General features: G+C 50.6%; 21 protein-coding genes and 1 pseudogene. 19 read left to right on the top strand and 3 right to left on the bottom strand.

Translation table 11 applies throughout. The features are described from left to right. The first annotated feature begins 109 nt into the window (after positions 1 to 109). Positions 110 to 2,230, top strand: coding sequence for a methyl-accepting chemotaxis protein (locus tag KSS97_RS28870; protein ID WP_217859819.1), 2,121 nt, complete (start codon positions 110 to 112; stop codon positions 2,228 to 2,230). A gap of 339 nt (positions 2,231 to 2,569) precedes the next feature. Here KSS97_RS28870 and KSS97_RS17955 read toward each other — a convergent pair whose 3' ends face one another. After that, on the bottom strand, positions 2,570 to 3,145 hold the full coding sequence (locus tag KSS97_RS17955) for a LuxR C-terminal-related transcriptional regulator (protein ID WP_046061873.1): 576 nt from the start codon (positions 3,143 to 3,145) through the stop codon (positions 2,570 to 2,572). Between the two features lie 349 nt (positions 3,146 to 3,494). On the opposite strand from KSS97_RS17955, the gene KSS97_RS17950 reads away from it, so the two are divergent. The 11 genes and pseudogenes from KSS97_RS17950 to KSS97_RS17895 all read left to right on the top strand — a co-directional run bounded on the left by KSS97_RS17950 (position 3,495) and on the right by KSS97_RS17895 (position 15,368). Then, entirely contained in the window at positions 3,495 to 4,271 is a 777-nt protein-coding gene (locus KSS97_RS17950; protein ID WP_046061872.1) for an SDR family NAD(P)-dependent oxidoreductase, read from the top strand. A gap of 99 nt (positions 4,272 to 4,370) precedes the next feature. Continuing rightward, positions 4,371 to 5,771, top strand: a complete 1,401-nt coding sequence (locus tag KSS97_RS17945; protein WP_217859818.1) for a GntP family permease — start codon at positions 4,371 to 4,373, stop codon at positions 5,769 to 5,771. A 158-nt stretch (positions 5,772 to 5,929) separates the two neighbouring features. Continuing rightward, positions 5,930 to 6,379 (top strand): cupin domain-containing protein, encoded by a 450-nt coding sequence (locus KSS97_RS17940; protein ID WP_082097877.1) that lies wholly within the window; start codon positions 5,930 to 5,932, stop codon positions 6,377 to 6,379. Positions 6,380 to 6,475: 96 nt separating this feature from the next. Next, complete coding sequence (locus KSS97_RS28630) at positions 6,476 to 6,778, top strand: DUF1330 domain-containing protein (RefSeq protein WP_217859817.1); 303 nt, start codon at positions 6,476 to 6,478, stop codon at positions 6,776 to 6,778. 171 nt (positions 6,779 to 6,949) lie between these two features. Continuing rightward, positions 6,950 to 8,269 carry an OprD family porin gene (locus KSS97_RS17930; protein ID WP_217859816.1) on the top strand — a complete coding sequence of 440 codons (1,320 nt, stop codon included), beginning with the start codon at positions 6,950 to 6,952 and terminating at the stop codon, positions 8,267 to 8,269. A gap of 740 nt (positions 8,270 to 9,009) precedes the next feature. Further along, a pseudogene (locus KSS97_RS17925) lies at positions 9,010 to 9,297 on the top strand (Arm DNA-binding domain-containing protein); the annotation flags it as partial. Positions 9,298 to 9,583: 286 nt separating this feature from the next. Beyond that, a complete protein-coding gene (locus KSS97_RS17920) occupies positions 9,584 to 10,288 on the top strand; it encodes a hypothetical protein (protein WP_225936058.1) in 705 nt (234 codons plus the stop codon). Next, positions 10,281 to 10,988 carry an RES family NAD+ phosphorylase gene (locus KSS97_RS17915; protein WP_217859815.1) on the top strand — a complete coding sequence of 236 codons (708 nt, stop codon included), beginning with the start codon at positions 10,281 to 10,283 and terminating at the stop codon, positions 10,986 to 10,988. The genes KSS97_RS17920 and KSS97_RS17915 overlap by 8 nt, the downstream gene beginning before the upstream one ends. A gap of 247 nt (positions 10,989 to 11,235) precedes the next feature. Beyond that, positions 11,236 to 11,484, top strand: coding sequence for a hypothetical protein (locus KSS97_RS17910; protein WP_217859814.1), 249 nt, complete (start codon positions 11,236 to 11,238; stop codon positions 11,482 to 11,484). Between the two features lie 1,748 nt (positions 11,485 to 13,232). Further along, positions 13,233 to 13,640, top strand: a complete 408-nt coding sequence (locus KSS97_RS17900) for a hypothetical protein (RefSeq protein WP_217859813.1) — start codon at positions 13,233 to 13,235, stop codon at positions 13,638 to 13,640. Positions 13,641 to 14,846: 1,206 nt separating this feature from the next. Continuing rightward, positions 14,847 to 15,368 (top strand): hypothetical protein, encoded by a 522-nt coding sequence (locus KSS97_RS17895; protein WP_217859812.1) that lies wholly within the window; start codon positions 14,847 to 14,849, stop codon positions 15,366 to 15,368. 195 nt (positions 15,369 to 15,563) lie between these two features. Here the strand turns inward: KSS97_RS17895 and KSS97_RS17890 are convergent, their stop codons facing one another. Continuing rightward, the gene (locus tag KSS97_RS17890) at positions 15,564 to 16,544 is read right to left on the bottom strand and encodes an IS5 family transposase (RefSeq protein WP_217859811.1); all 981 of its coding nucleotides are present in this window, start codon (positions 16,542 to 16,544) and stop codon (positions 15,564 to 15,566) included. Between the two features lie 279 nt (positions 16,545 to 16,823). Here KSS97_RS17890 and KSS97_RS17885 point away from each other — a divergent pair, with 279 nt between their 5' ends. The 4 genes from KSS97_RS17885 (at position 16,824) to KSS97_RS17870 (ending at position 20,691) form a co-directional block, all read left to right on the top strand. Further along, the gene (locus tag KSS97_RS17885) at positions 16,824 to 17,306 is read left to right on the top strand and encodes a hypothetical protein (protein ID WP_217859810.1); all 483 of its coding nucleotides are present in this window, start codon (positions 16,824 to 16,826) and stop codon (positions 17,304 to 17,306) included. Positions 17,307 to 17,564: 258 nt separating this feature from the next. Further along, positions 17,565 to 17,912 carry a hypothetical protein gene (locus KSS97_RS17880; protein WP_217859809.1) on the top strand — a complete coding sequence of 116 codons (348 nt, stop codon included), beginning with the start codon at positions 17,565 to 17,567 and terminating at the stop codon, positions 17,910 to 17,912. Between the two features lie 1,475 nt (positions 17,913 to 19,387). Beyond that, positions 19,388 to 19,801 carry a hypothetical protein gene (locus tag KSS97_RS17875; RefSeq protein ID WP_217859808.1) on the top strand — a complete coding sequence of 138 codons (414 nt, stop codon included), beginning with the start codon at positions 19,388 to 19,390 and terminating at the stop codon, positions 19,799 to 19,801. A gap of 485 nt (positions 19,802 to 20,286) precedes the next feature. Next, positions 20,287 to 20,691, top strand: a complete 405-nt coding sequence (locus KSS97_RS17870; protein WP_217859807.1) for a hypothetical protein — start codon at positions 20,287 to 20,289, stop codon at positions 20,689 to 20,691. Between the two features lie 629 nt (positions 20,692 to 21,320). Here the strand turns inward: KSS97_RS17870 and KSS97_RS17865 are convergent. After that, positions 21,321 to 22,034 carry a helix-turn-helix transcriptional regulator gene (locus tag KSS97_RS17865; RefSeq protein ID WP_030141816.1) on the bottom strand — a complete coding sequence of 238 codons (714 nt, stop codon included), beginning with the start codon at positions 22,032 to 22,034 and terminating at the stop codon, positions 21,321 to 21,323. 387 nt (positions 22,035 to 22,421) lie between these two features. Here KSS97_RS17865 and KSS97_RS17860 point away from each other — a divergent pair, with 387 nt between their 5' ends. Genes KSS97_RS17860 through KSS97_RS17850 form a run of 3 tightly spaced genes read left to right on the top strand, consistent with a single transcriptional unit; the run spans position 22,422 to position 25,246 of the window. Beyond that, positions 22,422 to 23,006 (top strand): acyl-homoserine-lactone synthase, encoded by a 585-nt coding sequence (locus tag KSS97_RS17860; RefSeq protein ID WP_198795750.1) that lies wholly within the window; start codon positions 22,422 to 22,424, stop codon positions 23,004 to 23,006. A gap of 31 nt (positions 23,007 to 23,037) precedes the next feature. Continuing rightward, entirely contained in the window at positions 23,038 to 24,084 is a 1,047-nt protein-coding gene (locus tag KSS97_RS17855; protein ID WP_202334957.1) for a GNAT family N-acetyltransferase, read from the top strand. A 7-nt stretch (positions 24,085 to 24,091) separates the two neighbouring features. Further along, a complete protein-coding gene (locus KSS97_RS17850) occupies positions 24,092 to 25,246 on the top strand; it encodes an aminotransferase class I/II-fold pyridoxal phosphate-dependent enzyme (RefSeq protein ID WP_030141813.1) in 1,155 nt (384 codons plus the stop codon). The last annotated feature ends 8 nt before the right edge of the window (positions 25,247 to 25,254 follow it).

The raw sequence follows: 25,254 nt of genomic DNA, 5'->3' as shown, positions 1-25,254 counted from the left end.
ACCGCCACTTGCGTTTTGTTTAGGTGTTATCCCACAGCGTGTGGGAGCAAAGCCAGCAGGACCATGCACTCGAATGACTGACGAATTGTTGAACTCACGGAGCGTTGACATGTCCATTTCCAGCTTTTCCATAAAGCTTCGCATAACGCTGCTCGCGGGCATTTGTATGTTGGGCGTAGCGGCGACCTTGATAGGTTTCTCAATCTACCGAATCGACGCTATCTCGACATTGAGCAATGAGTCCAGCTCACTCACCATCAAAGAGGGTGCATTGCAGTACATGACCAAGCTGGGCGAGCAGCAAGCTCAAGTTGTGAGTCAACGATTCATCACCAGCCGGGTTTTTGGCGACACGGTCATGCACCAAGTCATCTTCCAGCGTGAACAGGCAAAGCGATTAGGCTCGGACACCAAAACACTGCGTGGTGACCTATTCAAACTCATGCAGCTGCAAGTGGCCGCTAATCAGGACGTACTAGGTCTAGGAGTAGGATTCGAGCCCAATGCGTTGGATGGCGATGACTCTCGTTTTATGAACCAGAAAACGGATGGAGGGAATGAGAAAGGCCGTTTCGCTTCCTACGCATCCACGCTTGTTCCGAGCTATACCATGAGCGAAAAGGAGATGGCCGACGATGGAGCTCCAGGTACTTTTTGGTACACCTGTGCGTTCAAGACCAAACAAGACTGCGTCAGTAACCCGTATGCGTTCACTAATGCCCAGGGCATTACGACCCTGATGTCGACTGTTTCTGTCCCATTGATGAGCGGCGACTCTGTGCTCGGCGTTCTCTGCGTGGACTTAAGTTTGGCAAGCCTGCAAGAGCTGGTGGAAAGGTCCAGCCGTGCGCTTTACGGCGGCAATGCACAGGTAAGTTTCATCAGCGCTGACGGGGTTGTTGCCGCTCGAAGTGGTGATCCCCAAGCGGCGGGAAAGCCTTTGGTAAGCGTAGATCCTGAGCTTGGTAAACAAATCTCGGAGAGGACGAAAGGCGGTACTCCTAGGGTACTTGAGCGTGACGGGAACGTTGTCGTCATCATGCCGTTTTCGCCCATTCCAGGTGCAGAGCATTGGAGTATTGTCATTCAGGTTCCAGAGGCGGTACTGCTGGCCTCGGCTCGACAGCTCAAAGAGTCGCTGGACCAAGCCAATAAGGATGCGGCTGGCATTCAACTCATGGTGGGTATTTTGGCGGCATTATCAGGATTGATACTGATATGGATGCTAGCTCGTAGCATCACGCAGCCGATCCTACGTGTTGCCGCGATGTTCCAGGACATCGCAAGTGGAGAGGGTGATCTGACACGGCGGGTGAACTATGAAAGACATGATGAAATCGGGAATTTAACGAGTTGGTTCAACCGGTTTCTTGACAAGCTGCAGCCCATTATCGCTCAAGTGAAATTATCAGTTGATGACACCCGTCGTACTGCTGATCAGGCTGCAGACATTGCTACGCAAACCAATAGCGGCATGCAGCAACAATTGCTTGAAGTTGATCAGGTCGCAACGGCATCTCAGGAAATGAGCGTGACTTCGCAGGAAGTGGCCCGCAATGCTGCGTTAGCAGCTCAAACGGTGCGTAATGTTGATCTCGCGACACAGGAGGGTGTACAGACAATCGACAGAACCACAGATTGCATCACACAACTTGCTACGGAAATGCATCAGGCGATGCAACAAGTAGAGGCGCTGGCCAACAATAGTGAGCAAATTGGATCAGTCTTAGAAGTCATTCGCTCTGTTGCCGAGCAAACGAATCTGCTTGCCTTGAACGCTGCGATTGAGGCGGCCAGGGCAGGTGAGTCGGGTAGGGGGTTTGCGGTAGTCGCGGACGAGGTGCGTCATTTAGCCAAGCGAACCCAAGAGTCGGTAGGCCAGATCCAGCACGTCATCGAACATCTGCAATCAGGTACTCGAAGCGTGGTTCAGTCGATGCAAAACAGCCGCAGCCAAGCCGATAGCAGTGTTGCACAGGTGAAACGTGCTGTGGGAGCGCTTCAAAAAATCAATCAGGGTATCGAGATTATCAGTGAGATGAACATCCAGATTGCCAGTGCGGCGGAAGAGCAGAGCGTCGTTTCGGAGGAGGTGAATCGTAATTTATCCAGCATACGGGAGGTCACGGATGTACTGGCACGCCAGTCGAAAGATTCCGCGAGCATCAGTCAATCCTTGAATTTACTCGCGAATCATCAGCAGCAACTTATGGGCGGGTTTCGTACCTGAATCCGAGAAGCTCCTGTATTGATACCTGAATTCACAACATCTACTGCTTAACTCAAGGAATATTTTCTTCCACATAATTCCGGTGTTTTTGGACACGGGGGGACTCCGGCCTTACTGACGTTGGCGAGAAACGTCCACCCAAAACCGTCGCCAAAAGCAAAAAGTGCCTAAATCCACGGAGTGGTTGGAAGGCAAAGCAGCGTATGACTATGTGTTGACGGATCGGGTGCGAAAAACCGAAAAAGCTAGAAAACTTGAAAGGGCCGGTCGGTGGGTGGAAGATCTGTTTTTGCGATTACAATTTGTGCCGAGATAGCGAATAAATAAAAGAACGGTGATCTACTTTAGAACAATTATCTTTGAGACCAATTCTGCGCTATTTTTTGCTTTCAGCTTTTTCATAAGCCGTCCACGGTGCACCTCAACTGTGCGATGTGATATGTTGAATTTACGCCCGATCTCTTTGCATGTGAGCCCATTGACGATATGAACCGCGATCTCCCGCTCTCTAGGCGTGAGATTGATGGTCGGTCGGACAGCTTGATCAATCCGCTCGAAATGCCAAACCATGAGATGAAAAGGATCCTCGGGCGTCAATGTGTACCCCTTAGCCCTTGCCCAGAAAACCTCACCGCTTTGATGCTGCATAAAGCGCTCATCTGAATACGCACCATTCTTGGCATGCCTTAACCAATTCAGGCTACGATCACCGATGATCTTAAAGTCTGCCTGAGATGGGTAAAGCTTCAGTAGAAGCTCACCGAGCAGCTCCTCTCGCTTGAACCCAAAGAGAGTCGCGAATGCGTCATTGAGCTCCAGGATGCACCTATCGCCCGTAATCACCTGAGGCGCAGGAGAGACCTGGAAAGCCATACGCTCGAGGTCCTGTAGCTGTCGGGGTGTTGGGTCAGTCATCGTTCTCCACCCTGAATAGGTGCTCGTCCAAGCCTTATTGACCCTTAGGTTACCAATCCCCGTACGTAGTTGCACGAATAGCGAAAGCTGTCGGCATTGCGGCAATCTAGGTACTCCTTACCAAACGAAGCTGGGAAAACGTCATGGCGGGGCGTGAGATGTCGACATTTTTATGCAAAGAAGATTTTCCAGCGCGCTCAAGCTTTTCCCAGATTACCACTTCCGATAATGAGCGCCGTACTTCTATTGGTTGTCAGATTCAGCGATAGTTTAGCCAGTGGGCAGATTTAAGAATTAATAATGATTGGTGCATTACAATAACTAAGAAATATGGCCTGAGGTGTGCGGCATGAATTTTGAAAACAAAACGGCTTTTGTGACTGGCGGCGGTTCGGGCATTGGCGAAGCTACTGCGGTTGCGTTGGCGGCCAGTGGTGCTCACGTAGTAGTGGCTGATCTGAACCTGGAGAATGCAACTAAAGTTGCAAGTTCCATTTTGAAGCAAGGTGGCAAGGCTATTGCTGTAGCGATTGATGTGTCGGATGCAAACTCCGTGGATTGCGCATTCGAAACTGCGGAGGAATGGTATGGAGACACGACACACCTTCTAGTCAATAGCGCTGGCATTCTGGGCATTCATGCGTTCATCGATTATCCGGTGGAGCTTTTTAACAAGGTAATGGCTGTGAACGTCACGGGCACTTTTTTATGCTCACAGCGTGCCGGCAAAAGCATGTTAAAGGCGGGGTATGGTCGTATCGTCAACGTTGCGTCGGTGAGCGCGGTACGTGCAGGGATTGGGCGCACCGCTTACGGCACCTCCAAGGCAGCCATGGTCGGGCTCACCAAACAGCTTTCAATGGAGCTAGGCCCCCATGGCATTACAGCGAACGCCATTGCCCCAGGCCCGGTTCTTACTCCCCTGACTGAGGCGAGCTATACACCCGAGACAATTGAGGCGTACACCTCAATGATCCCAGCACGCCGCCTTGGCGTACTTGGCGATATGACTGCGACAATTCTTTTTCTTCTATCTGAAGGTGCCGCCTACATCAACGGCGCCTATTTACCGGTGGATGGAGGGTATCTCGCTAGCGGTGTAAGTAAGACGGGAAAGTTGAGTTGACTCGCTTTGCTCCCTGGGCCCTTGATGGGCCAGGGAGCAGTTAAACTTACGACGTCTGCTTCAAATAATAATAAAATCTAACTAAGTGTGAGATATACCATGTCTGTGCTGATTGCTTTGGCAGCGTTAGGTTTCCTCATGATCATGGCCTACCGGGGCCACAGTGTCATACTGGTAGCCCCAGTGGCAGCTCTCGGTGCTGTTTTATTTGTCGATCCATCATCCGTCGCACCCATCTTTTCTGGTGTGTTTCTTGAAAAGATGGCGACGTTTCTAAAACTGTATCTGCCGGTGTTTTTGCTGGGTGCTGTATTTGGGAAGGTCATTGAAATATCTGGATTCTCAGAGGCAATTGTAGCTGCAGCAATCCGCTATTTTGGTCGTTCTAAGGCTAATTTTATCGTTGTTGCTGCATGCGCGCTGATGACTTACGGTGGCGTTTCTGTATTCGTTGTGGTTTTTGCTGTATATCCCTTTGCAGCGGAACTTTATCGTCAAAATAATATCCCTAAGCGTCTGATGCCTGGTGCACTAGCCCTGGGTTCATTCTCATTCACTATGGATGCCCTTCCCGGTACGCCGCAAATCCAGAATATAATTCCAACGACTTTCTTTAATACAACCTCTTGGGCGGCTCCAATACTAGGTATATCGGGATCCGTTTTTGTATTGATTGTAGGTTTGATGTATCTGGAGTCCCGACGCAAATCTGCTATGGCCGCTGGTGAAGGTTATGGCGAGGCGCATACTAATGAGCCTGAACGTGTCCAGTCCGCAAATCTACCTAACCCCATTCTGGCGTTGACTTCTTTGCTGGTAGTGGGCGCCGTCAACTACTGTCTCACCGTCTACATTCCGTCTTGGTATAGTGCTCTCTACTCAATAAGTCCAGAGGTGTTTCCAGGGTTGCCGGCGGTTGTGACTGGCAAAATTTCCAGCACAGCCGCCATTTGGGCAGTACAGGGTGCGCTACTTTGCGGCATCTTATTTGTGGTCGCTGTTGCATTTAGGCAGATCCGCGAGCGCTTTGTAGCGGGCGCAAAGCAGGCTGTTTCCGGCGCTTCTATGGCGGCGCTCAATACAGCGTCTGAATACGGCTTCGGTAGCGTCATTGCAATTCTGCCTGGTTTCCTCGTGGTTAGTAGTTCTCTCCAATACCTCCCCGATCCCTTAATAAAGGCTGCTGTTTCGGTAAGTACTCTGGCAGGGATCACAGGATCTGCGTCCGGAGGGCTGAGCATTGCACTTGCCGCCATGGGCGATCAACTCATTGCAGCGGCTAACGCTGCAAATATCCCGCTTGAAGTTATGCATCGCGTCGTATCGATGGCCAGCGGCGGCATGGATACGCTACCTCACAATGGTGCGGTGATCACATTGCTTGCCGTCACTGGGCTCACCCATAGACAGTCCTACAAGGAGATATTTGGGATAACCATTATCAAAACCTTTGCAGTGTTCTTTGTGATTGCGATGTTCTATACCACTGGGCTTATTTGAATAGTGTACTACTGCCGGTAGTGTCATTTTTTGGTCATGTCTGCAGTAGTAGATAATTTAGGGCTTATTGGCTGAGGTTTTAGTAACGTATTTCGTAGGCGATCGAACCATAAATATTTTCTACATGATTATCGCCTAATAAAGTAAGGAGAGAATAGATGCAAGCTGAATCGAAAGTCTCACTGGAACTCCCCGAATCTGTTGCCGAACTGGCAAAAAAATTAACATATGTCACTCCGCAAAATGCCCCTTTTGTTCCTGGTCGTCGTGCTTTTTTCAAATATCGCGATCTTGGCTTAACCGTTGCAACCGCCGGTGTAGCTAGGGCGCAGGTCACCTGCGCAACTGATGTAATGGAGCAGACTGGATGGCATTATCACATCTGCGATGTTCATTTTATATACGCACTTCGGGGCTGGATTGAACTTCAGTTTGAAGACGGGCGCACTATCCGCGTTGAAACTGGCGAATCGCTATTTATCCCGCCAGGACTTAAGCACAATGAAACAGCTATCTCATCGGATCTTGAGCTGTTTGAAATGTCAGTGCCTGCAAAAATGGGAACAGTCGCCTGCGAGCGGCCAAGTCACTTGCCAGCAAGTTTCTAGTTCGCCACCAAGCGATCTAGATAGGTGAAAGGCGAAACTTCAATGGTTTTGCTTTGTATGACGGCACAGATGAATTTATTTTGAAAGGGATTAAAAATGAAAAGAAAGGGTTACCTTTTTGCGGAGCTTACAGTCATTGATCCAAGTGTCTTTTACGAAGAGTACATGGCCCGGGTAAAGCCTATACTGGAGAAATTCGAAGCAAAATTCTTAGTTGCAACCGACTCGCCTGAAGTGATTGAAGGGGAGCGTGTTGTGTCACGTGTGATTTTTCTCGAATTTTCGTCTGTCGAGAAGGCTCGAGAATTTTACTACTCCCCAGAGTACGAGGATATCATCGATTTTAGATTTAGATCCTCATCAGCTCACTTGTATATCCTTAATGGACTCGCCGGATAGTATTTCTGATTGCTCAAATGGTTGGATTCCAAGCTGCCTATAACTAACAATGGAGTTTTCTAGGGCTACTACTTTAGGAGTTGGTCGGAGGTCGGAGGTTATTAACGGACAGGCAGGAAAATTAAAACTCCTCTGTACTCGGTAGAGAGGAAAGCACTGCAATGTCATTACATGAACCGCAGCCTAGCGGTTCATGTTCGCGCACAAAACAAAAACAAGGTGCCAGTGATGTCTTATTTTTTTCAGAAAGTGGTGTGTGTCTGCTCGTCTCTGTTAGTCGCTCCCTTCGCTTCCGCAAATTTTGTCGACGACTTCAAGAGGAGCCTTGAGCTCAGAAATTTCTATTACAATCGAGACTTTCGAAATGAAGGAGCAACTCAGTCCAAGCGAGATGAATGGGCGCAAGGTTTTATCGTAAATCTTCAGTCGGGTTTTACAGATGGAACGGTGGGCTTCGGTGTTGATGCTCTCGGGTTGCTTGGCGTGAAGTTGGATTCGAACTCGGATAGAACGGGATCTGGCTTGCTTGCTTTCGATTCCGATCGCAATGTTGAGGATGAGTATGGAAAGTTTGTTGCCACAGTAAAAGCGCGATTAGGTAAAACGGAAATTAGAATAGGGGGTGTGCATCCCCTTATGCCCTTGCTCTGGAGCAACAATAGCAGGCTCTTGCCACAAGTTTTTCGTGGTGGCCTACTAACGGTCAATGACATTGACAGACTCACGGTGACAGCAGTACGTATAAATGCTGTTAAACAAAGAAATTCAACTGATTTTGAGTCTCTTACGGCTACTGGATATGCTCCTATTGAAGCGGATCACTATAATTACTTGGCCTTGGACTTTAAACCAACATATAATTTAGCGCTAAGTTTGCATGCGGCTGAACTTGAAGATTTTTATCGTACGTATTTTGCTGGTATCAAAACTACCCAGCCATTTCTTGAGGGGAGCGTAATAGCAGATGTACGTCTTTTTGATTCAGGGGAAAGCGGGTTAAATAAGCTTGGCAACGTTGATAATCGGACGTTAAGTAGCTATTTTGCTTACAACCTACAGGGACATACCTTCGGTGGCGGTTATCAGAAGGCGTGGGGCGATACGCCATTCGCATTCGTCAATGGTGCTGATTCTTACCTCTTCGGCGAATCGTTGGTAAGTACATTTACCGCACCAAATGAGCGAGTTTGGTTTGCTCGTTATGACTATGATTTCGTGGCGTTAGGATTGCCTGGCCTATTGTTTACAACCAGGTATGTCAAAGGGGACGATGTAGATCCAGAACTACTGACGACCCGCCAAGCTGCTGCTCTGCACCTGACCGGGGATCAGGGAAAAGAATGGGAACGGGTGACCGATATTTCATACGCTATCCAAAGTGGGCCTGCCAAAGGCTTAGCGTTCCAATGGCGTAACTCGACGAACCGCTCAACTTATGCGGATAGTGCTAACGAAAATCGCTTCATCGTGCGCTACACCTTCAATTTTTGAGTGACCTTCGTAGGGGCCGATCGCGTTCTTGCGTAGGTCTCTTCCTCCATTTCCAATTGAATAGGCCGGTTAATCCGAAAGATTCCCTGAACTGACCCAAGTTTAGTTGATGCCTCTATGCCTTAATCTGACGCCAGTCACCAGTGTCATGAACAACCTGTGTTACTCCGAAAAATGCGAAACTCAAGCGGTCAATCTAGAGACTGAAAAAATCACGTGGCATCCTAGGCAGCTTGATGCACCAACAATCAGTTGTGGGTTTTCCTGAGATGATGAGGGCCGTTCGACGGTTGGAGCGTTTTCGGGCAGACCTGCGCTACTGATACCGTCAGATTGATAAAAGTTTCCGGCTTGCTATGCGCATAATCTAATGGCCTGCGTTGGCGCTCAGTTTTTTGTTCTTGAAACGTTCCAATAATAAGTCCAAAATTGAGTCTTTCTTTGCTTCGGCAAGAAAATAAACCCCTTAGATTTCAATGGGTCGGACGCCAGATACGAGTCTCGTTTCCCGCTCCAATTATTTTTCTATAGACTTCCATTGAAGTATTTAGAAGTCAAAGAAAGAGGCCTCGGCCTCTTTTTTCGTTCCAGTAAAGTCTACTCTGATACATTAGTATCCACGATTTTTTAGTACATTTTTTAGTACATCAATTCGACGCTTGGTAAATCAGTTTTTTGAGCAGCTTGGTACTCTGAAAACTGTACAACACACCTTCATTTCATATGAGGGAGTTAGTACGATGGTCCTTACCAATACGGCGATCCGGCACGCCAAACCTCGCGCCAAAAACTATACCCTTCCTGACTTTGATGGCCTCGCACTTTTCGTGAATACGAAAGGCACCAAGAGCTGGCACTTCCGCTTTTCCTGGGCGGGCAAGCAGCCTCGTATTTCGCTCGGTACTTATCCTGAAATAGGTCTGCGCAATGCTCGCGCTCTGCGTGATATCGCTAGGGCGCAGGTCGCGAAGGGTATCGATCCCCGCGACCAGCGACGGCTTGAGCGCAATGCCAAACTGTTGGCGGAGAGAACACCTTCTTAGATCGATGTGGTACAAATTTTCGGCCCTTAGGGGAGCGGGACCGCCGGGAATTCAAGCAGTGCTGAGTTGGGTTATGCCAACTCTTTCGATCCACCATTGCTGGTCTTTAGCTCGCTCGCCACACCTGAAAGCCAAGATCGTATCCTTAGACTTTTCGTCCCCAGAGTCACCGTGCTGATCGACGGCATGGCGTGCTCCCCTCAATCCTACCTATGTATCCGGATGAATGGAGGCTAGGCCAGGGCTGGGGTTATCAAAGATATGCTAGTATTTGATAGCGCAGATAACTGGTGAGGAGATTTCCATGAGCGTTACAGAGCAGTCGGGCGTCTCCACTTTGGTCGGTACGCCTAAGGAGGCTCGGGCGAGCTTAAGCCGCTCGCATGCGGACCGAGTGCTGGTCGTGTCTTTTGATCAGGTCAACCTCAGCGTATTTGAGGCGTTGGCGGAAAACTTCGCCAATGTGGCTTCTTCGATGTACGAGGTGCTGCAGGAGCGTCAGGACCCGAAGTCGCTGGAGCGACTGGCCGAGGTGTTTGTGACGCGTAGGCCGCCTTCGCCTCGCTTGCTCAAGGAAGCGACAATGCTGGTACAGGCCCGCAAAGCGGTGTTGGAAAGCGGTGACTGGCTGACCGCCGCAGACATTGCCCAGGTGGCCCAGTTGAGTACCCGTAACCCGAGTGCCCAGCCCAACAAATGGAAAAAGCAGGGGCAGATTTTTGCCATCAGCCACGGTGGGGTCGACTATTTCCCTGGCTACGGCTTGGACCCGGACGCGGGCTATCGGCCGTTCAAGGCACTGGCCAAAATCATTGAGGCTTTCGCTGGCCACAAGGACGGCTGGGGGATGGCTTACTGGTTTCGCTCCGATAATAGTTTTCTGGGAGGCAAAAGACCTCAGGACCTGTTGGCATCGGCGCCTGATCGGGTGATTGCTGCCGCACAGGATGAAATCCAGGGCGTTGTCCATGGCTAAGCAGCGTACCAAGTCCAGTGAGGGTAGGGCGACGCCTCCCACGGATTTGGCGGCGTCCGTTACCCCAGTGCCTGCGGCTACGTTGCACGTCAGTTTCACCGTGATCGCCAAAGGCGATGTGCTTCACCGTGTGCACCAGGATAAGTATCAGCCTGATCAATTCAATCCTGGTGTGCACGGCAACGCACGCTTCAGCCCGATCCAGGATGATCAGGGGCGGGCGATTCCCACCTTGTATGGAGGCACGACAGTCGATTGCGCCTTGATGGAGACCGTCTTCCACGACGTTCCCCATACGGCTGGGTTTAAGAGCTTCGACAAAGGCAAGCTGACTGGACAGGTGCATTCTGTCGTCCAGGTTAGCCAACCGCTGCACCTGGTTGATCTGTCCAGCGTGCCCCTGCGGAAACTGGGTATCACGCGTAAACAACTGATCGACACTGAGAAAGATCAATATCCTGCGACGCGCAAATGGGCAGAGGCAGTCCACCGTCAGTGTCCAGATGCCCAAGGGCTGTCTTGGGTGTCGCGACAAGATGATTTGGCACGTGCGGTGGTGCTCTTCGGTGACCGGATTCCTGACGGCGCACTCCATTCGCAGGGGGCGTCACGCAGCTTGACCGGCGACTCGACTGTGTTCGACACGGTGCTCAATCTGGCAGAGCGGATTGGGGTCGTTATCATCGCGGGAAAAAGCTGAGTCAAAGTGACCGAACAGTGGCCTCTGGAATCCGCTCTCTGAGGCTGGAATTGCCATTCCTCAGTCATTAGATCTTGCCGAAGACGGCGAGTTTTTATGGGGCATTAATGGTGATTTCCGTACAAATTTTACGTGGTGTTGACGGCCAGACACGTCTCGCTTACCTCCCAAGGAAGGGGGGCTTGCCACGGAGCGCAGCAACAATGATGACATGGTTCCATGCTGGCCTAGAAATGCGGAGCTCTTTATGGGCGTCAACCAGATGTTAAATGATGAACTGTTGAGCCGGTTGGAAGAGAAAATTCCAGCCATGGCGAAAGGCGCGATTAAGGCGGCCTATATCAATACGCTGGCGGCCGGACTCAGTGTGATGGAAATCAGGAATGGCATGCTCGTTGAAACAATGGCCGATGGTCAGCACAAGGTTATTCGAGCGGCCAAGCCCAAGCATAAGGTAGCTTCGGGCAGGATTATCAAGGTGCGCCACCTTTCATAACGAGCGGCGAGAGCGCCCGTATCTTTACGATGTTGCCGTGCAACGCGCGCGAGTACATTCGTCATGTCAGTCTTTGTGCTGTGAGCGAAAAATAGCCGCCAAGCTCGCCATCGCATGGACCGTTAAATCAGTGACCCTGGGCTCTTAGCTTAGCCAAGCCCTGTTTGATGTGTCCGGCGTTCCTTCAAGGTCAGCTCCTTCACCGCGGCCTCCAAGGCGAGCTGATTTTGGTACAGTCGCTCAAGAACATCAGAAAGTGAATATTCGCTGGGCATTGTTTGGGCTCCAATCGAGGACTCAAGAGCGTAGCAGCGGAAGGGGTGGAAACCAAAGGGCGGTTGAATAAGTGAGCGCTTGCCGTGATTCAGTGACAGCAATCGGCCAGAAGCGGGAAACGATGATCAGGTCAAACGTTTAACTGAACGTCTAGAGCCTTTCATAGACTACTTCAAACCCGGCACCTAACTCCTTTGGATAGCCGCAAGCAAAGCCTCAGCAGCGTCGTCAAATTCCGTATATTCGGCCGTTTCCCAAGGCCCCGGATCTGGTGGGTAGTCCCAGTTCAAGGCGGTGTCGTGCCAGCGTGTCATTTCACCCAGCCTTTCGAGCGTAGTAGCGCTCAGTGGTAATTTTTCTTCGATTGATCCCACTGAGAATCGTGTGTTGGCGCTGATGCGGAATTGCCCAACATGCTGGGGCAAGATTGCCCCAGCATGGATAGGTAGATACCCAGCACAGACGGCCGTAGCCTTGAAGGCTGCTTGGATCCGCGTTTTTTCGGCAGATGGGTCAATTCTTCATCAGCACCTACATCCAGCTTTATCAAAGAGCTCCTCAATGAGAAATACGACGTCGAGCTGAATGAGTTTGGGGCTTTGGCCGTTGCGCCTGTGCCTGGTCCTGCTTGCCCTGCATGCGACGCGGGGGAGTTAATGCTACGGGCCAGGAAAAACGGCCGGGAGTCGTTTTACTTATGTTCGCTTTCTCCACGCTGCGAGCACATCGAAACGGCTTGTCCGGATTGCCGATCGCTGATGCGTAGGGAAGGGCGCTATCTGATCTGTAGCAAGGACTGTGGTGGGTGGGTTGCGCTGTGTACGGTCTCGGGTGGTCGGATGATTCAACGTGGGACTGACAAGCCATTCTGGGGGTGCACGGATTATCGGCATGGGCAGAAAGAGTCTTGTGGCCATACTGAGAAAAACATCGCTCCTCCGAAGGCTTACAGCATGCGTGCGCGGGTGTAGTAATCAATCGCGGCGGGCAGTCCAGTAATGGAGCTAGGCACCGGTTGTTCGAAACGGTTCAAAAAGAGAGATGCCTTTGACCGAAACGAGTCATTCGGATGTGTCAAGCAAATTCGGGAGGATTCTGCGCTTAGCTCCATTAACCGTTAGATTTCTCGTTGCGACCTGGTAACTCGATCCTCAGTGGACCGATCTCTCCGGTTCGTTGTACCTCCTCATGATTCATCCAACTACGGGGTCAATAGCAAACCGTTGACTGCGGAGTGGCCATATGATATTAAACTGCCTTCATGCGCTAAAGACCGATTTATTTTTCCACTGACCATATGACTGGAGATGTGTAAAGCGAAAACAGCACTAAAGTCAGTTTATAGCTATTAATATTAAAGTTATTAATATCTATTTCGCCATAGGTGCAGCAGCCTTGACGACCTACGCTCGCTAGTAAAGCCGGCATACAATTACCTCCCGCGCCACTAAAATCAGAGCTTGCAGGCAGCCATGAGAAAAATTATATATCTTTTGTCCATCTTAACCATAGGAGTTCAGATATCAGGTTGTTCGCAAAATATTGTTGTCCCGGGGGCGGAGACACTGACCAACGAAACAAGCGCCTATATCAAGCTGGATAACAACTGGTCCTGGTCGGTCTCAACAACCATAGACGCAGTGTACCCAAGCGAAGGCAAAGCTTTGTTAGAGGCAAAACCCTTCATAGAATACAGCCAGATAAAAGTCACTCCTGGAATATATCGAGTTGTACTAAGAGTCGTCTCTGGCCATGCCCGAGCCTTTCCAGCGCTTAGGGTTGTAGCCAAGCCTGGTAAGACCTATATACTCACATCCAAGCCTGTGATGGACGGAGCTGCCGTTAAAGCTGAGTATAAAGAAATAAATACCATCGAATAAAATCAAGGAAGAGGCTATGAGGTTAAATTTATCATTTCTTTGCCTGGTGTTGCTGGCTGGGGTAACAGGGTGCGCTTCTCAAAACATTCCGTTAATCGAAGATAGTAGTGCGACCTCCACTAAGGTTCGTTTTGTTTCGTCGCGTGGAATGGGGTTCCTTAATCTATATCCAGAGACAGACTGCAACAACGGTGCACTTGTAGCTGCTGACACGGACGTTGACAACTTTATACGGTCACTACGCGGAAATTCTCCGAAAAGAGTAGGGATGATTGACTCTCCAAATCCCGGCTTGTGGGAAGCAGAAGAGTACTCTTTTAAGGGTGGGCAGACTCTCAACATAGCGGTTACCCCCCTCCCTGGATACTGCCTTGGCGGCATAAGTGTCCCCACTGAGCCCGGATCACAATATGAAGTGGTTCTAGTGAGCAATACATTGCTCGGGTGCAGGTTTAAAGTAAGCAAACTAACCATGCTCAATAATACACCGCATCGGGAGCCCGTCAGGAGAGTAGCTCCACTGATTTGCAAGTGAGTAGCCTGCGGAGTTTTGCTAATGACGACTGAAAATGTGCAGCCAGTGTTCGGAAAGAGGTGCGCTGCAAAAGCAGACTCTCTGAAAGCCTTAATGTACAGAGCCCTCAGTATTAGGGGGGCATATGATGTTACTCAGCTCGATATCCATGCTCGCTCGTGAATTGGCGAAGATAGGCCCGAAACGAAATATGGCCATTTTACAAATGGACAAGATTGCTGATACCGAGGAGTACGTTGAGTGCTCTTTTGGTCGAGACGCGGATATCGGAGTTCTTAGGCTAAACAAAGCGCGTGGAACGTTATTGGTTCTTTCTGAGTGTCCACTAGACAAAAACGGAGGATGGTCGCAGAGAGCATCCATGAGATTGGCGAGGCTCTGGAAGGAAGGTGTATACCCTGAAAAAACCGAATGGGCCTCGTGAAGCAAAGTAGACACTCATGGGCGAAAGAGCCTAGCCTAGAGCTGCCCCTAGGAACACTGTTCACAACCGCATAACCTCAAGGTACATTTTCCGACTTTCTTTTTAGCCATGTCGTACCTCTAACGTTCGACGCGGTTCGGTTTAAGATGTTAGGCCGGGGCGATAGATGCTATGCGGCATGAACAGCGAAAAAATTACGTCACTTAGATCGACTACTTATAATTAGAAAATCGGGGCAATCGAAGCTATGCGTTTATTTGGCGGAATATTTTTAGTGCTTGCCGGGTTGTGTACCTCTTGCGCAACGCTGGTTGATGCCACAAATTGGGATGTGGTTAAGCCATTTCTCGGCATCGAGCTAGGTAAGGTATTTCAATTGTCGGGTAGCGCTAGATACAAACCCCATTTTATGGGAGAGAAAAATGGCGTTGGGTCATATTATATTGACTTTAAGCATAATGAGTTACCTTTCAATACCCTAAAAATCGGTGTGACGCCTAAAAGCAAACTGGTGTTTTCGATTGAGGCGATGGTGGATTATCATGATAGAAAATTATGTCATGATGAACTGATATTAAGGCGCGATTACATTGAAAATAAACTTTCCATTAAATTTTCTTATGAGGGTGACGAAACTTTTTACTCGCATCGCGTTGCAGTCAAACATATTGAATTAACTTTAATGTGTTTTGGCACGCAGTACACGGAACTCTATCAAGATTGGCCGGTAATGTTGTCTGCAGTGAAAGAACTAGACGAGTCAAAATAATTACATGTATACAGCTAATAGTTAGCGGTAAGGGGGCGGTTTATCTGTCCGCTCTAAAAGTCGGCCTCTAGGGAAGCTCCGATCAACTTGCCGCAACCGCGCGGCAAGTTGAAAATTCCGCTGCGTTGAGCGTTATGTGCCGCGAAACGTCTCGTGCGTACCGCCTTGGCGGGCTTTTCAGCCCAGTTCTCCGTGTTATGCGCGTAACTCGCCCATACCCATCAGCTGTTTTCGAGCCATCCACAGGTTTGACAAGGCGAACAGCGTGGTCAGTTGAGCGGAGTTTTTCATCAGCCCACGAAAACGCAATTTCACATAACCGAACTGGCGCTTGATCACTCGAAAAGGATGCTCAACCTTGGCACGCGTCTGAGCTTTGCAATACTCGATCTTACGCTTGGCCTTGTAGAGCGGGCTGCACTTATTGAGCCTGGAATAGGTGCTGCGCCGCGCGGCGATTTGCCAGATCACTTCACGGTTTTCGTGTTCTTCTCGCTTCTCAACCCCGGTGTAGCCCGCGTCGGCATACACCGCGTTTTTCTCGCCATGCAGCAGTTCGGCGACCTGGGTGACATCGGCTACATTGGCCGCCGTGCCGTGAACGTGGTGAACCAGCCCCGACTCAACATCAGCGCCGATATGCGCCTTCATTCCAAAGAAGAATTGGTTCCCTTTCTTTGTTTGGTGCATCTCTGGGTCGCGGTTGCCGTCTTCATTCTTGGTCGAGCTAGGCGCATGGATAATCGTGGCATCGACGATGGTGCCCTGACGCAAGGAGAGGCCTTTTTCCTGCAAATAACCATTGATGACCGCGAGGATCGCCGGCGCCAATTTATGCTTTTCCAGCAAGTGCCGGAAATTCATGATCGTAGTGTCTTCAGGGATCGGCGCGCTGAGGGTCAGACGAGCGAACTGGCGTATGGGCGTGATTTCATACAGCGCTTCTTCCATGGCCGGGTCGCTCAGCGAGAACCAGTTCTGCAACAGATGAATCCGCAGCATGGTTTCCAACGGATACGGTTTGCGGCCACCACCGGCCTTTGGGTAATACGGCTCAATCAACGCCAGCAAGCCACTCCAGGTTACGACCTGATCCATCTCGGCGAGGAACCGTTCGCGGCGCGTTTGCTTGCGCTTGTCGGCATATTCGAAGTCGGAAAAGCTCATCTGGCTCATGAAGGGCTCGGGTCAGGTGATGAAGCTGTATTTCAGCACATTCGAGGACTAGTTCGGACATTCCCTCGAGGTTGTGAGAAGAGCCGGCGTCAGCCCACCTTCAACAACGCTAAGCCGGTGGACAGAGTGATGGCAAATTGATATTTTGTTCGTGTGTCGGATCTACAGCAGTTACTTGTCGTCATCCACAGACATTTCTCTCTCCGGATTATGGCACGTGTACAGCGAGTTCATCGGGCCAAGCAACGTTGAGATCACAACTGAGCAATAGAGAATAATATGAGTGAATGGAAGCGTCTGGTATCGGATCCAAGTAGAAAAAAAGCGATTTTTTTTCTGACGTTTTTAATGCTTCTCTCCCTTGTTAGTAAAAATGATAAAGTGCCCGTAGAGCAGTTGGTGCTTGAGACATTATTTGGCTTTCTCGACACCTTTCTAGCCGTATTTCTGATATGTGTTATTCGGGGTGAAGAAAAGACTCACAGGAAGAATCCCTTGCTGGTGACTAATATTGGAGCGTGGGGTTATATTTGGCGCGCTTATGTAATTATTATCGGCTCTTCAATGCTCGCTGTGGGTTTGTTGGTTCTGCTGTTTAGTTATCAATTTCCCCCCGGCCCTTTTGGGCTTTCTCATGTTGTTCTATGGGTTTCCAGTACGTTTTTTATGCCGGTTGCTTGCTGGGTGTTTTTTTCGAAAAGCAGAATGTCTCAATTTCGCTGGTTGGTTTCAACTGCAAGAGCTGCAGTTTTTTTGCGGTAAAGCGTGAGTGTTTGGAGACAAGGTACTGCGTTGCAGATGCGCGACCAGCGTTATAGCGTCGATAGGAAAAGCACATTTTTGCGGGACCACCCTAGGGAAGCTCCGATCAACTTGCCGCAACCGCGCGGCAAGTTGAAAATTCCGCTGCGTTGAGCGTTATGTGCCGCGAAACGTCTCGTGCGTACCCCTTTAATCGCTATGTCGAGTTCAATTGGCAGATGCTACTTGCACCTCTTCAACCCTAATCAAGATCAACCAATGCAGAATATTTTGAAAATTTTGGCTTGCTTACCGATGCTTTGGACCACAGTAGCCAATGCAACTTCACCATGCACAGCTGACGGATGCATTGACGAAGCATCGGCTTCCCTTATCGCACCGTATGATTTTTTCGAGGCCAAGTGCTCTTTGACAAATCCTGGAATGCGCGAGCGATACACTGCGGTGGCCGCCCACTTCCTACAAGATGCAAATGCAGATTTCCTCAAGAAATTGCGAGCGTCGGAACCCTACGCTCGCGTGTTCGCCAAGATAGAATCGAGCGCAAACTCCTTAAGTTCAGACGAACTGGTCAACGCTTGTGAGGCGTTTTCGAAAGAAAACTAAGGTCCAATCAATACGGATGCGCTTTCGGCTATCATCCACCACCAAGGTTCTGAATGTCATCAACGGGTTGCCAGTCACACCGGGCGGGAGCTGGGCTAGGCTGCCCCCACAGACGGCTAAAGCTATTATTGTCACTCTTCAAACAAGGTCCAGCCGTGGCAGATGCCTTCAAATTCTTAAGCGTCGGCGAACCACCCGTCGTGAGACGAGTGGTTTTGGATTGGACGTTGTAAGCTTCAACTTCTAAGCATTAACCGGAGTGTCATCGATCTCAACGCATTTCAGTGCGCGGCAGGTCTGGAAACGGCTTTTTGAATTCTGAATTATCTATATTGTATCGAGAGCCTGCCCAACCGCTGAAGGGCAGCAGCACGTTTTTCTCATTACTCGTCAAGGCAGTGCCTTCGCAAGCCGATTGGCGTCTGCCCGGGTTGGATTCCCGCCCTTCTGTACAAGTGGCTTGGCTCGGGTAGCAGTGAACACTATAGGACGGCATACCTTGGTTGTTTGGGGCCTGTTCCTGGTAGCAAAAACCATAGTTGCTAGCCCACTGATCGAATCCGGCAGTTAATAGCAGTAGGTGGCAGCCAAACCTCGATGGTACGGGATAAGCGGGAGAGACGCTTGTTGAGAGGCATCACATCCCAGCTTCCAGAAGGCTGAAAGGCCGTTCTTGCGAGTGCGTTAGCACAGTCCTGGGCGTCGTCGAGATGGTAAATGACCGTAGGCTTGCTATATGGTTCGGGGCCACTTCTCCCTTGGCGGCGAGCGCTATCCAGCACGTCTTCAATTGGCGGGACTGAGGCACCAATGCCCCGCCAAAGTGAGCGTAAGGTACGCACATTATCGCGTCCTTCAGCTCCATAGATCTGAGTGTAGAGGGTGATTCCCTTGCAGACCGGATCCGCAGCTTGCACAGGGGGCAGGGCCGCGGAGACGGACAACTCAGTATCTGCCGCTGGGGAGGCTGAGTCGAGCCCGGGCTCAGGGACCGCTGTTGCCGATGGCATTGATGTTGACGCTTCCGATTCTGAAGGCCGGATTTTTGCCAGTTCGGTCTCGGGCGCTGCCAGCGCTGTTGGTTCTGGTTCTGCTGTAACTTCTGGAGCTGGGACTGGCGCTTCTCTTTCTGGTACTTCTGCCACTTCAATTAGAGTAGCAAAGGAGACCGCGAAGGAAGCGGCTTCCCCGACCGTGAATTGCCGCGAGACCGAAATGGTAATCCTGTTCGGGATCCTGAAGCTGAAGGAGCGCATACTCAACTTGGTCAAAAGGGAGGTCGTCGTGGAAAATACGATCAAGGGCGGGAATGGGATGCCAATGGACGCCCAGTTAAGGATATTGACTTTACGGATCACGGACGACCAAAGAATCACACGAATCCGCATGAACATCCTTATTTGCCCAATCCAACAGGTGGCACCCTTCAGCATGGCCCTGCGCGACCATTGCAAAACTAAGATAAGGATATAAATATGCTTGAAGTACCGATGTATCGAGTGAATGGGACTCGTGCTCAACTGGCAGATCTTCTAGCAAAGGTACCAGTAAATAGCTGGGTTTGGAGTGTTATCGAATTTGATGGCGCCGGCCAAATGCCGTCCAATTATTCGACTCTTGAGTTTCAGAAAAAAATACGCGAACAACCTCATGGCTTAGTTCTGACTTGGAGCGAAATCTTAAAATTTTCAGAAACAATTGAGTACACTATTGATTGCTTAATCATTGCCGTATCGAGCATTGATAAGCTGGAGGTCGACAAACTATTAGCCGATGACTTCCAGGAGTGTGAAGTCGCCCTTCGTGCCATTGATAGCACAGAGTGGATTCTATTTTCCTCAAGTCAAACACTGTTAAACAAGTTAGAAGAAGCAGCGCTACAGTCTTAGCCCTTATCTGGATGCGCTCGTGCCACTATCGAGCCGGTACTGCTATTGCGTACCGGCTCATAACTCTATTGCTAAGGTGCCTGAAACTGCTTATGTATTCATTCCGGGACCTCCATCCTTATCGATAACTCAAACATCAGATGTGCCAAATTCCACGGGCTATCGTAATGAAGAAGCTGCCGGGGAAAAGGGGGCCGACACAGGCGGCGATTCAAAGGCTGAAAAAGGTGAACGAACCCGGGGACGGCCATGGCGAGGAGAGCCAGGATCAACTACAGACCCGGATGCGGGGGGCAACTCTCGCCGGTACGGAGCGATGGGTTCCCTGAAGTCGATTATGATGACCCCCACCCTAATGAGTCAGGGATCGGGAACAGCCATCACACCCATAATTGGGATAGATCTGCAGATGGTGGTCCTCCAACATACAAAGACCGCAATATAAGCACTCTTTATAGTCCGTTGCCTAAAAGATGAGTATCGCTATGTTATCTAGTACTTACCATGACGAAAAACTTATATCTATTGCTGTGGCTGATGACAGTCTGGCTATCGAAATATCCGCTCAGAACAAAAAAATCATAATAAAAGTGAATGAATTGGAAAAATTGCGTGTCACGGATTTTAAAGAGGGTAATATAATTAATGTTGCGCAAGTGATCTATGCAGGGGGGGCAGGCACAGAAGGTATGGTCAGGTCGTTGCTCAAGTACGCCTATGAGGTAGATGATGCCGATCTGGAAAGAAACACCGAACTCTCCTCATTCCTAGACAAGAAACTAATGGACTATGAAAATGGTTTAATCGTCATCCTCGAACTAGAGCCTTCTTATGGGGCCTACTTGGTTGCTATCGGAGGTAGTATTTTGGAGATGGATTCGCCTAGTTAGAGTATATCAAAACATGCGATAGTGTTGTGGTTTGCACCTGCAAAACGGCGTCCGGAATTCCGATTTTGAATGCAGAGAATGAGATTTGCCCGGCGTGGGCGCTGGATTATGTTCATGTAGTGTTGGTGATCTCTAAAAATTCACCTGTGTTTTATTCAGATGTACACGCGAGTTGCTCATGACACCTCTTATTGATTTCGGAGAGTTCTGGACACAACTGTCACTCCGCTCACTGGCTGAGCATGCTCCTCAGGTGCTGTAAAGGCACAGCCGGAATTCCTTCTTGGCCTTGATACTCCCAGAAAACGAGTCCAGAATTAAGTCTTTTCCTGCTTTTGCAAGAAAACAAAATCCTTAGATTTCAACGAGTCGGACACCAGATACGAGTCTCGTTTCCCGCTCCAAGATTTAAAAAAGCCACTCAGATGAGTGGTTTTTTTTGTGCCTGAGAAAATGTCGGTATTCATGTCGACAGGCAGCTTTCGGCCGATTCTGTTGAAAAAGCCGACCATGGTTTCCACGGCAGAAAAGTACAGCTACACGTTAGCGCTTAGGTAACCGAGGCTTGCACTGGCCACGCCTTCCCATGAGAGGCGCGGTCATCATTCGGGCTTCAGAACATTGGTGTCTCAGGACAACAAGCCAGATAACGACGCCTTGACCGCCGCTTCAGTCTTGTTCGACGCCCGCAATTTGCGCATCGCATTCACCAGATGGAACTTCACCGTTCGTATGTCGATGTTCAGGATGATCCCGATTTCGACATAGGTTTTTCCCGATGCCGTCCACCTGAGTATTTCCTTCTCCCGGGCGGTCAGTGGCTTGTAAGTATCAACCCTGGTTTTTGCGAAGAAAAACTGCGCCATGGCCTCATGTACCAGATGAGTCAGCCAAATCAGCTTGGTCTCTTTGCTTTCCATTTCCTGTATTGAAATGCGTTCGCTTGAGCGGGAGACGGAGAGCAGACCGATCGAGTTATGTTCGCGCCGCGAAGAAAGGCACCAGCCATGGTTGAGGTTGTAATGCCGCGCTTCTTCCCAGAACCCGCGCCCTGGATTTTGCTGCTGCGCAGACCAGCGCAATGGAATCGAACGGGTCAGTCCATGTTCAACGGTGGGGTCTTGGGAGAAATAATCGCCGGCAATGTACTTTTTTTCCCAGGCGTCCGGGTAATTTGAAAGCAGAAAGTATTGCGTCGGCGCTAACGGCGAACTTAGTCTTAATCCATAAGAACAAAATTCGAAGCCTAAGTTTCTTGTAATTTTAACGAGCTCGTTAAATAGCTGGTTTTCGTAAGTGCAGCCAGCCACACGCGCTATAAAGTCTTCACGCCAATCAATCACCAATATTACCTTCCGTGGTCAGCGCTCTTTCGTGACAAGAGCGGGGCACATCATACAGGATTGAAACGCTGCCGGGAGATGGAGAGGCCTTCCGACGGCAATCCTTCAGCCGATAAGGCCAGCAGCACGACGCTTGCAAACATTCGGCATCGCCGATGCGTCTAGATAGAGCAATAGCGGGCAGAGCTAATGGCGAATTTTTTAGTACGAAAGTGCTAGAAAGGCTGGCAAGAGACGGGACTATTCTTTTGTCGTGGATACAGTTCGTTATTTTCAAGAAGTACCGTGTGGCGACACGCTGATTTACCTGGCCTGCCCATTCGGGCAGCTACCCACAAAGAGCCCGGTTTGTTGTACTGGCGGAATAATTTTCGTCAGGAGGTAGTTATGCTGACCGCGGTAACAGGGACTGTTAGCGATCTTTTGCCAGGAATGGAAGCTGCACTGGCTAAATATAGATACCAAGTATTCGTTAAAGAGTTAGGCTGGCCTTTGGCTTGTGAAAAAGGAATTGAATTAGACGCCTTTGATCGTTCTGACACAGTGTATGTACTGGCCTGTGATGACAATCAGGAGATCTTCGGTTGTGCTCGATTGATTCCCACGCATCGGCCTTATCTGCTGGGGGATGTTTTCCCGTATTTGATGGGAAGCAATCCGCTGCCTTCGTCGCCGCAGATATGGGAACTTTCCCGGTTCGCCATCAGCAAGCCGAAAGGGCAAGTACTGACGGCTGAGCAAGCTTGGCGAAATACAGTGAAGCTGGTCAAGGAAGTCATCGACGTCGCACGTTCGAAAGGCGCGTTTCGGCTGATTGCCTTTACAGCCGTGGGCAACGAGCGTCTGTTGAAGCGGATGGGCGTCAACACCCGAAGGATTTCGGCGCCACGGCTTATCGACAATAAAAGTGTCGTGCCTTTCTGGATCGAAATCGACGACGAAACCACCAGCGCTTTGTCTCAGGCCGCCTAGTCATCATCGCGAATCATGGTTGGAATAATTGATGAGTAGAGTATCGGGCTTGGCGGCGTGCGACTGGGATGCCCTGGTACGCCTGGATGCACGTATTTCGGCCGTGGGGCGCTCTCGGCAACAACTTGAGCAGCGGGTCACCACGGCCTGCACCTACTCGGCGACCGAGCACAATGTGCCGGTGGCGTGGAGGGATGAAGAGGGCGAGGTCGTCGCGTTCTGCATCGTGCATTTCGATCGGCAAGACACGGTCAATGGCTTGGGCAACGCGTATTTCTCCACGCTGATGGCCTTGCCGCTGGCGAGCATGCTGAAACAGCTGTTGGGCAGTTGTGTCGAGTACATAAACGACACGGGGTTGTTGCCCGGACAGGTGACGGAGCTGGTGGGGCCTCTCCACAGTTCGTTCCTCGTTGAGCGCGGTTTGCGAACATTCGAGTCGGACTTCAATGTGTTTTCGTTGCCGTCCAACAGCCCTGAGCTAGCTGACGCCTTTATCGAGGCCGGCTGCGAAAAGGCAAAGGACCTGATTGAAATTGTCTTCGAGCCCCCAGCCGAGGGCTACCAACAGCACGACCTGGAAGAAAAACTGACCCGGCGCTTGGCGGGTATTCAGTTTCATCGTTATGGCCAGGACGAGTTGGTCGCCAAGAGTCAAGCGTTGGCCGACTGCTACAACCGCGCATGGCAACGGAACTGGGGTTTCAGTCCTTCTACCGCCGGGCAATTTGAAGTGGCGGCTCGCAACATCAAGGACATGTCGGCACTGATTGCCGAACAGGACGGCGAAATCCTTGGCTTCACCATGTTTGCTCCGGCAATGAACGAGCAGGGGTTATATGGCCGCGCGTTCTTTACCGGGGTGGCTCCGGAATATCAGAAGAAAGGCCTGTCGGTTGCGCTGACATTGAAATTGTCCGCCATCGCCTTGCACCAGATGGGCCGCAGCAAAATCAGTGTGTCCTGGATGCTCGAGGATAACGTCATGGTGCTTCGAACGATGCGCCACCTCACCCGCGATGGCATTTGCACCGAAAGGGTCTATCGCATTTTTAGATACACCGCATCGGTTAAGTGAGAGTTTTATGCGTATTGATGACGTCGCGTTCAAATCGAAAGAGTTGGGTTTCTACACGTACTTCCCTCAAGTGCGCTCGGCGTGCGGCCGGGACATGACGCTGTTGGATGGCCGGACGATGCTGAATTTTGCATCGTGCGATTACCTGGGGCTTTCCAATCACCCGCGCATGAAAGAGTCGGCCATTTCCGCCATCCAGAAGTACGGCTCGAACATTGGCGGACCCATGATTTTCAGCGGTTTCACCGAGTACCACGAGCGTTTGCAGCAGCGCTACAGCGAGCTGTATACCGGGCGCACCGCGTTGATGTTCACCACCTCTTACCAGGCGAACTTCGGCGTTATTCCGTTGGCGGCTGAGCGCGCCGACCTGATCCTGCTCGACAAGCTGTCCCACGTTTCCATCTGGGACGGAGTGAAGTTATCGGGCAGCCCCTTCAGGGCCTACAGTCATGCCAACATCGAAATGTTGGAGCAATTGGTCCTGCTGAACCTGGACAAGAAAATCCTGATCGTGACCGACGGGGTGTTCTCGGCGGACGGCGACGTCGCCAATCTCGAGAAAATCACCCGCTTGAAGCAACTCCATCCGGCGCTGGAAATCTACATCGACGACGCGCACGGCGTTGGCATGCTGGGCAACAGCGGCCAAGGTGCCTGCGAAGCGGCCGGGGTGCTCTCGGACATCGACTACATTGTCGGCACCATGAGCAAGGCGTTCGGCTCATCGGGCGGCTTCGTGGTGTTCAAGGACGAGGTGTTCGCGGAAAAAGTCAGGTTCCGATGCCCGACCTACAATGCTTCGCGCTCGGTTTCGCCAGGCGTTGCCTCGGCGTCCTGCACCGCGTTGGAGATCAATGCCACGGAAGGAAGCATGCGCCGGGCCGGGCTCGCTGAACTCACTCGCTACACCCATGAGCAAATCGACGCGCTCGGTGTCGACAAGCTTTATTCGAAAACAGCGGTGATTCCGGTGGTGTTCAAGGACCCGATGGAAGCTGCACGGGTCAACGCCGGGTTGGTTGGGAAAGGGATCATGGGGTCGTTGTTCGTGCCGCCGTTCGTGCCGAAACACCAGTCCAGGATCAGGTTGTGCCTGACTTACAACCACACCCAGAGCGATGTGGACTATTGCATCGATGCGCTGCGCCAGATCATTTGAACGGACGA

Origin of the sequence: Pseudomonas alvandae (genome assembly GCF_019141525.1) — a bacterium.
Lineage (GTDB): Bacteria > Pseudomonadota > Gammaproteobacteria > Pseudomonadales > Pseudomonadaceae > Aquipseudomonas > Aquipseudomonas alvandae.
The sequence above is the reverse complement of the archived record's forward strand: the minus strand, read 5'-3'. Positions and strand labels throughout refer to the sequence as shown.